Source organism: Barnesiella sp. CU968, assembly GCF_905219685.1.
Lineage (GTDB): Bacteria > Bacteroidota > Bacteroidia > Bacteroidales > Muribaculaceae > Lepagella > Lepagella muris_A.
Genome location: NZ_CAJMXD010000088.1, coordinates 1 through 9,180 on the forward strand (window position 1 = coordinate 1; position 9,180 = coordinate 9,180).

The following is a 9,180-nucleotide window of genomic DNA, read 5'->3' on the forward strand; positions in this document are numbered from 1 at the left end:
CCCATATATTTCCGGTGCCGGGAGCTTCATAACTCTCCGGAAGCTTGATATTGAGTGTTATCTTGGCGGCGGAACGCACAAGCTGCACATTTCCTACGGCTGTTTTTTTGCCGGAGGCGTCAATATTGTAGGTCACAGTGGCATCGCCGCTCATCACAAACGATTCCTGGACCTGCTGCGTGTCGAACTCCGAAGACACACGAAGCTCTTTCATAGCTGCTACCGTGGGAGTCTTGCCAAGTGCGGCGATCTCTTCATCCGAAAGGTTGGCGAGAGCGTAGACGCGGCAGGTCGCGCCGGAGGTCTCCGTACTGCCAAAGAGAAGAGCCACCTCCTCGTCGGATATGATTATCTTACGCTCCACCTTGCCTGTAGCACCGAGATTCTTGAAGAGGTTGAATTTAACGGCATTCTTACTGTCGGAAGCAGCCGACGGATAAAATGCCACCGCAAGATTGGATATGAGGTTTTCGTTAAGACTTGCATCCGATGACTCGATATCGGCGCGCGTGCCTGCCCCTGCGCTGTAAAAACGCAAGGTCAGGCTTTCAGATGGCGCGTCAATAATGTCTTCCATGGCATCCGAGCATCCTCCGCAAAGCATTGCGCAGGAGAGGAAGCCGAAAACTATATTTTTGAAATTTATTAATCTCATTTCTCTTTATCTATATTCACGTTCCCCGGGGAGGGAACATGAAGTTTTAAAGTCAAAGTTCTTACTGTCTTGCCTGATTGATTGTCCAGTTTTTCACTGTACCGCCGGCAACTGGCGCCTCCATGAAGCGGGTGCCTCCGTCCATGCCTACTATCACCTGCAGTATAGCCGAATTGTTCTGTGTCGGATTCGGATCAACACTTACTATATGCAGATGTGCCGGAGTGCCGGTATTACCGCTGACAGTCTCTTCGAGGAGGTCTCCCTCCGCGTCACTGCCCACCTTGAACATGAACGAACCGGGCGCTCCTCCGGCGGGAATCAGATATGCGGTCCATCTCGCGCCTTTGGGCGCGGAGATCTCGAATGTGCATTCCGCCGCCACGCGGTTGGACTCGCTATCCCACGGCTTTAGGAAAATCTGCCCCTGTGCGGCGTTCACACTCGCGTAGGTACCGTCAGTCCAACGTACAGCCTGCGACACCATAGGATTCTGCTGGAAATCGAGTTCCAAACGCGTCTGATCCCAGTCCTTGACGTTCGCTGTCAAAGTCAGCTCCGTACCATCCTTGAAATCCACGTTGAGGTCATAGATATGATTTCTCAGAATCTGACTGCCCCAGGTAAACGCAGTGCCTTTGTAGCCGCTCATCGGCACGATGAACTTGCGGGTATGCTTTTCAAGATCTTCCTGTCCGTTAGGCTTATATATGAGCCTGTCGCCTCCGGTCACTGATTCAGCGGCATCAAAGGGGGAAATCTGTATACGAATTTCGAGATTCGGCATCTCGGTTCCGATTGTTTGCTCAGGCAGATAACCTATAAGAATCTTGCGTTTGCCTGAAATAAACGGCAACTGCAGGGAGGTCTCGCCGCCATAAGCGATGTTCCATGAATTCTCCTTGCATTCCCGCATCGCATGAACCTGTGTGCCATTTAAATAAGAGGCGGCATCTGCAGGAAGCATATATGCGTTCGGCGTCGTATACGTAAGGATTGCCGAATGAAGTCTCGGGAACTCATCCTTTTTTTCCCGGATATTGTCATGTATACGAACTTTTGCAAACGACCGCAACATGAAGACATTCCCGAGAAAAATACCATCGAACGGACGACTGCTGCATAAATCTTTCTCCGTTACCGGGGTGAAAATATTCCCATACATCGGAATGTAACCTTTAATAACACCATCTGACGTATCGCCGAGATTGTCAAAGGATGCCTCATGTATTGACGAGCTCTCCATATAGATCTTTTCCGAAGCCGCGATCACTTCGCCATATGTGGTTTCAGCAGGAATTGCTTCTATCTTCTCGTAATTTGTGATTCCGGACCCATAACCGCCGGTTGAATTTGCAAGCAGGACTATACGGAAATTAACAGCCTCATTACTCTCAGGATCAAGGCTTCTGCCAAGAATTTTCTCGAATGTGGGTGTAGGGAGAGTGACCGTGACATTATAACTGCCGCCACTGCCGGTTATCATTGTATAAGGATCCGTAGAGTGATTTATGTCGTAGTTGGCATATAACAGAGGGGCATTATCCCAGTCAATAACACCATCTGCCGCCTTTCCGAGAAATATATAAAAAGCAAAGTCATTGGTATTGATAGTCTCTTCCAAATCAAGATCAGACCCGGTCTCGGGATGGTTCTGGTCATCGAAGCGTGTTCCGTTGACCAGCTTTGCATCTGAGGTCATCATGAAATTGAGATGGACGTTGCCGTCACTCCCCATATCCGGCTTCGGGCAAGGATTGCCCGGATCCTCGACATAGGAACATCCCGTCACAACCATAGCAATAGCCATCGCCGACAGAATCTTGTATATCTTTCCTCTGAATATCATGTTCAATTGCTGTTTCAATTGATTTTACATTTCGTTATGCTGCGGGGGAACCACAGCCCAGTTGTTGATGAATATGCCGCCTGCCGCATACCAGTTACTGTTCTGGTCGATAAAGAACACCATGGAATAGTCGTCCTGACGGTCGAGATATTCCTGATCAGACATGTCGCCGTAATGACCCTTTACCAGCAGGAGATAGTCTATGAGATTGATGCGGATTATGTCGCGGTCATCCCAGTTGCGGTGTATCGTCAGTGTGGCATCGCGCTCTGTGGAGAGACGCGATGTTGACATGTCAAAGAGCAGCGAGGATACCGTTGTCATCGTTCTGACACCGGGGGCTGCTGTCTGCCCGTAGCGGATGTTCCACGGGCTGTATGTCACCACCGGCGAGGGAAGCAAGGCGTTGTTCCAGGCAAGGTTGGCATCATATGTAGTGATCGTGCAACTGAAATCCTTGTTGTCGATCTCGCTGCCATCGAGATGCTGGAGCATCACGCGGATATCCTTGGTGTCTTTCATCAGCGGGATTGTCACTGTCTTGAAAGAGGGTGCGAAGGGATCTACCTTGTATTCGACATTGCTTACATATCCGTGATATAAACCGGGGATATGACTTTTCGATACATTCTCGCCATTCTCGGCAAGAGTGTTGAGCTTCACCTCCAGCTCCTCTTTCGAAGAGGGTGTGTATGTGGCGAGACTGAAATCGCTGTTGCCCTCGAGTCCGCACCAGCTCACGAAATCGTATTTACCTTCGGTGAGGGGTGTGTCGATATAGAAATCGCCGGTCGAGAGCTGAGGACCCGAGACGTTGTCGCTCCAGACAAGCCTGCCGTCGGAGTCGAACGCCCAGACGCACACCGACTTCACCTCGTGGGCGAAAGCATCGGCAAACTTGATGTTGTAATCGTAGACAAACCTCACGCGGAGCTGCGCGGGGCAAGCCTCCGGAGCGTCGGTCACCATAGAGCAGCCGGCAGTCATCATGGCGAGCAGTGACGCCGCGCCGATAACGAGCTTGTTTCTGAATTTCCTGATATGCATTGTCGTTTAATTGATTACTGTGTTTTGCGGCTTCCGGCGCGCAATGCGCNTGCGAAGCCTCCGGTGAGCGGCGGTGCGGTCAGGCACCGCCGCCCTGTATTGATATGGATTAGAACCTTTGAGTATTAAAGCTCTACATTCTGCGGGGGAACAACAGCCCACTTGAGGATGTTGACCTTGTAAGACACATACTGCTCTTTTGTGTCTGCCGGAGGAACAATGGGAGCCTCATAGTCGCTGATGGCTGTGCCGAGACCTTTGATGGCTGTGACATTCACGCTGTAAGAGTGGTTGCGGACCATACCGAGGTCACCGACCTGGAGGTTGCTCCAGTCGATCTTGGATGTCGCGGTATGCTTGTTGCTTGCGCGATACCATCCGTAGTGAAGAACCGGGATGTTGAAATATGCCTTTCCGCCTGCGTTTGCATTTGTAGCATCCTCAGTTGAAGCATAGTAGTTGCAGAACTGAACCTGCTGCATGATCACCTGGTTTGCCGCTATCAGTGAAATCTGACCCTCGCCGTCGCCGATTTCCTTGTAACCGTCGCCGTTCGCTACATAAATATTGCCAAAACCTGTGCCTTTAAGCTGGAGTGTATAATAACGCGAAGGAACTTTCATCTTGCCGATAACATCTGCATCCGGACGCTTGATCTCAAGTGCTCCAACGAGTGTGGCAAGGTCATCCGCATTGTTGGGGTTGAAACGAGTGTGGACTCCGTTCTCCATCTTGTAAAGACAGGTAAGCTCCTGAAGGAAGCGCATCATCATGCTGCCGCCACCTGCCACGGTGCTGTTGGCGGTACCGGTCTGAGCGGGGAAGTAAACACCGGGCTTTTCGGTGGATTTGCCTCTTGAATAAGTGTAGAAAGCGCTCTTCACAGCGTCGCCGCCGGCAACTGTAAGCTCATAGTGACCTACGAGGATAACTGAAGCCACAGCAGCCTGCGGGTTCTCTGAATCAAGAGCCTTGCGACCCACTGTTGTCTCTTTGAAATACTGGGGAGTTTTGTTGTCGGCGTCGAAACCTGCGCCATTCTCAAGCTCCGCATAAGTGTAATATTTCTGATGAAGAACGGCAGGATCTACATCAGATGCAACCTCGGGATATTTAGCAGTGAAATATGCAGGAGAACAAGCCCAGTAAGAACGGTGATAGCCGGGATTGTTCCATACCCAGTTGCCGCTGTTTTTGTTGATAACTTCATTTGCAGCTGCCCATGTATAGTTGTCGGTCATGATGCCGCCAGCCGCATTGGGTATACGGAAAGACTTGATGACAAAAGTCTCGTTAGCCTCTGCATTGAGCGCCCATCTTTCGGGAACGAATGTCAGAACTACCTCGGGATCTGTGGATGTTCCGTCGGTTGCATATACTGTAGACGTTGTTGTAAAGGGGTTTACATCCTTATGAGAGAATGCAAGCTTGGCGGCATAACGCTCAACAAAAACCTCGATAGTCTTGTCTGTAGCTGCAAGAGCTGCATCTTTAGAGTCGAAAAGCTGGTCGGCGTTGATCGGCACAGCGATAGTCGGAGCTATCTCGCCGGCATTACTGCCATAATAAACTGAATTACTCATGGGGAAGTATGTCTTGCCGTCCGCGCTGCGTGTCACAGCCTTACGTGTCACAGTCTGAATCTCATAAAGCGGTTTTGTGAGATCAACAGGAGTAGTAGGGTTGATGTAGCAGACCACCTGAGTGGGTTTGTTCTCACCCTTGCGGATTCCGACAGACACCACCGACTGATAGTATTTCTCGACAGTTCCGTCGGCAGTTGAGGCACTCTGTGGATCTTTAAGTTCAACCTGGACATAATCGCCGACGACGTTACCGTTGTTGTCATAGAATACGAAATACGCTTTCTGCACCTCGGATTCGCCCAGACCCGGATCAAAGTCGGTACCCTCTACAGGGTTGCCGTCATTTCCAGCGGCGCGAGTACCAGCCTGATTGCCACCCTTGATCGCCATCTTGACGTAGAGGGTCTGGGCTGTCTCGGCAACACCGTTACCGTTGTTTTCCCCGATTGTAAGGTCGTCAGACTTACAGGCGGTGAATACCAGTCCTAAAGCCAACGTGCCATAAAGAAACTCTTTTCTCATTTCCTTTAGTTTTAGTGAAAATTATTATTATTGTTGTTAATTTTATTTATTCAGGCAAGTCAAATATTCATGATGTGCCTCGTTTCAGGTGTTGCAGGTATCGTTTTCGCAAGTCAGCGGATCATCTCGGCGTTCTTTGCCGCCTCGGGCAAAGCCCCGGCGGCGCGGAAGAGCGCGTCAGCCTCTTTGAGTTCACCTTCCCATGTGGCGAGGATGCCTCGGGCATTGAGAGCCTCGGGGGTGTCACCTGCCTTGTCGAGATATTTGCGCGCTCCCTCAAGATCACCTCTGTGAAGCATTGCTGACGCCATGTTGAGGTTGGCGGTTTCGTCTTCGGGGAAATATTCGAGCGCGGTCTGCATCACGCGGTAGAAATCATCCGAACCTTCAGGATAGAGACGCGCCACGCGGAACATCTGGTTGAGCGACATCTTCTCCGGTGTGCTGCGTATCACCTCGGCAAGAGCTTCGTCGGAGAGGGGTTTTAGACGCGTTGTGATCTTGAACTTTGTGGTGCGCAATGACGGATACCATTCGGGAACAATGGTCTCTCTGTAAAGCGCGGCAAAGCGGGAATCGGTCTTCAGTTCACGGTCTTTGGCATCGTAGTCTGACGGTCCGTATACGGGACGGTCGATGAGNGCCAGCAGTTCGCGACGCTGCGTCTCGCTGAGGGCGGGAGTCGTCTCCACGATGCGACGCAGACCTTCCCAGTTCTCGGCTACGGCGTCATATTTGCTGACACCGGCGGGTATGTTGTAGCGTCCGGTGATGTATTGCGACAGAGCGCGCGAACGATCTGTGGCAAGTCGTTCGTTGGAGAGGTAAGTGCCTTCGGGCGATGCGTAACCGCAGATGCTGAGCCCTGCGATCTCCACATTCTTGTCGGCGAGCGCGTAACGGATCGAGTCATCGATCACGCGGAGTTGCCCGCGGTTGTCGATCACCTTTCCGTTCTTNCAGCGGAATGGCTGGTCATGAAGGTCGGATTTGTTGACCTCGAAGTTTACATGAGCCTCGCCGTCGTGAACAGACACCGGGAGGGGAGCAACAGCCGGTGTGACGTATGCAACGCGCATCTTGCCGGCGGGATTGAGACCCAACAGCGCAGGCTCGCCTGCACGCGAACCTTGCTCATGACCGCATCCGCAGGTGTCGACCACCCATCTTACGGAAGCATCAGGTCTCCACATCCATTTCTCAAGAACTGCTTCGGCGGAATATTCCACCGTCTGTGCCTTGCCGTTGTTGCGGCGCACGGCTTTCGCCACATCATGGCTGCCGCGGAATTTGCCGCCGAGACTCTTGCGCTCCCATGCTATCTGCATGGAGCGTCCGTTGACAAGAAGAGAAGGGAGCACCTCCGAATTACCCGCATTGTCTTCAAGAACCGGAGTGAGAAAAAACTGACGTGTAGAGGGTAGTGAAACCCCGTCAAGATTGATGTCGGCGGTGAGCCTGAGCACGCTGTCCACACGGCGTGCCTGCTGGTTCTCCACTTTCAGGGAGGTGGTGGATGTAACAGCTGCCATTGCCGGAAAAGCGATGGCGGCGAGAAGTGTTGCTATTGTTGTTTTCATTCCCTTGCTTCAATTAAAATACATACATAATCGAGAGCCCCAGTTTGGTGACTCCAAGATAATTGGCGTGTCCTTTCTCCATTCGGAGACCGCATTCGCCACAGGGGTATTTGTCATACCACATGTGGGCATAGCCGGCACCGATCTCCGCCTCTATGTTCCAATGGCGGGAAAGTGCCCACTGATAACCGTAGGTCACGCCGACACCGGCAAAGGGACCCTGATAACGGGCGTCTTTCACGGCTTCGCGAAGATTAAGTCCGCTAACGAAACCTCCGGGCAACGGAAGATCGACATTGGCGGCGTTCAACTGCCCCGCCATGGCGTGCACACCAAAGAAATGACCGCTGAATCGGGAACACAGCCACCAGCGGTATTCCGGCATCAGCACCCAGTGCTTGGCGAAACGCTTGCCGTGGCTGTCGGAATTGAAGCTCCAGGCGTTAAGACCGTAGACAAGATTAACAGTGGATTTACCTCCGACACCGACCTCGACACCGATATTGGGCGTGGTTGTGGCATCATATAGCAGATTGGTTTTGACGGCTACCTGACCGTGGGCGCAAAATGAAGCTGACAGCGCCGCAACAATGATGAAGAATAGGTGTTTCATTCTGTAGTTTTTTGCTCACTCCCTGGTGATTATATAATCCGGCAAAGAGGTAAACTCTTTACGAGTCTACCTTCATGCCTACTGTTACAATGTTGGGGAAGCCATGCGATGGCATCAAAAAATCATCTTTAAAGTATAGCCGATTATGTTAGATCGGTTAAGCTCAAAGCAAAGTCAATTTTTCGGGCGTAAAGTTAATAATAAAATATCGTTCTACCCCCCCAATGTTAATTAATGTTAAATTACCTTAATATCCGGAGTGTCAATTTTATTAAATCAAATTATTATCTGACACTTCAATACGCTTTCATTTTTCCAACCATCGCATTTTTATCGCATACAAAACGCAACACAACCCCCGGCAAGGGAAGATTTATTTCCCTTGCTGAGCATTGCTGATCATCTGCGCGTCGGCGGTGATAAACATCTCTACGCGACGGTTCTGCGCACGACCTTCGCTTGTGGAATTGGATGCCACGGGATCGTTCTCCCCCATCCCGACTGCTTTCAGACGAGATGCTGCGATGCCTTGCGATTCGAGATAGATCACCACACTCTCGGCTCTTTTCTCGGAAAGATTCTGGTTGAGCTGCTCGCTGCCGGTGTTGTCGGTATATCCTACTACGGTGACATCGGTGTCGGGGAACTGCTTCAGATTATATGCGACTCGGTTGAGCGTGGCATCGGCGGCTGCGGAAAGATTGCTTTTGCCGGTCTGGAAAAGTACGGCGTCTCCAAGAACAAGTTTGATGGCATCAAGGTCGTTGCGGTCTTTGACCATCTGAACCTTGATATCCTGTATGTCCTGTGAGTTCCGGTTTTCTTGATCCTGCATCTGCGAGAGCTGCTCTTCGAGCGCTTTCTTCTGTTTGTCCATATGGTTGCCGACGAGAGCACCTGTTCCTGCACCCAGCGCGCCACCGACAAGGGCTCCGATCCAGGTGCCTTTGCCGCCGCCTATCAATGCTCCGACTCCTGTGCCTACGGCTGCACCTATTGTTCCGCCAGCTGTCGCACCCTGTCCTGTCTGGCTCATGCCGTCCCACGTATTCTTAATCGAAGAGCACCCCGACAGGAGCAACACAGCCGCCAGAGCGGCAGCCGAACCTTTCATAATAAATCCTCTCTTTTTCATAATCTCAAATTTTGTGTTTTTCATTAATGTGTTTTCCTTGGAAGCTGTTTAAACAGCTTCTTACTCTTTAAAACACCCGAGTCCGCATCATGTTCTCTGAAGCCGCAGTTCCCTGTGAAGCCGCGAAGCCCGAAAGCCTCAATCAGAATCCCCATACAGCCCTATACATCCCCATATCCCCCCATATATCTCC

Annotated in this window: 6 protein-coding genes; all 6 read right to left on the reverse strand. The window is 51.2% G+C overall.

The window, feature by feature from the left end:
* On the reverse strand, positions 1-655 hold a 655-nt coding region (locus tag JX312_RS05175; protein ID WP_204457275.1), incomplete at its 3' end, for a fimbrial protein.
* Positions 656-716: 61 nt separating this feature from the next.
* On the reverse strand, positions 717-2,504 hold the full coding sequence (locus JX312_RS05180; RefSeq protein WP_204457276.1) for a hypothetical protein: 1,788 nt from the start codon (positions 2,502-2,504) through the stop codon (positions 717-719).
* A 24-nt stretch (positions 2,505-2,528) separates the two neighbouring features.
* Complete coding sequence (locus JX312_RS05185; RefSeq protein WP_123403100.1) at positions 2,529-3,551, reverse strand: FimB/Mfa2 family fimbrial subunit; 1,023 nt, start codon at positions 3,549-3,551, stop codon at positions 2,529-2,531.
* A gap of 125 nt (positions 3,552-3,676) precedes the next feature.
* Positions 3,677-5,659: a fimbria major subunit gene (locus JX312_RS05190; RefSeq protein ID WP_204457277.1), complete on the reverse strand. Its 1,983-nt coding sequence runs from the start codon at positions 5,657-5,659 to the stop codon at positions 3,677-3,679.
* A 1,593-nt stretch (positions 5,660-7,252) separates the two neighbouring features.
* Entirely contained in the window at positions 7,253-7,852 is a 600-nt protein-coding gene (locus tag JX312_RS05200; RefSeq protein WP_123403104.1) for a DUF3575 domain-containing protein, read from the reverse strand.
* Positions 7,853-8,225: 373 nt separating this feature from the next.
* Entirely contained in the window at positions 8,226-8,987 is a 762-nt protein-coding gene (locus JX312_RS05205; RefSeq protein ID WP_239653811.1) for an OmpA family protein, read from the reverse strand.
* Positions 8,988-9,180: the final 193 nt, after the last annotated feature.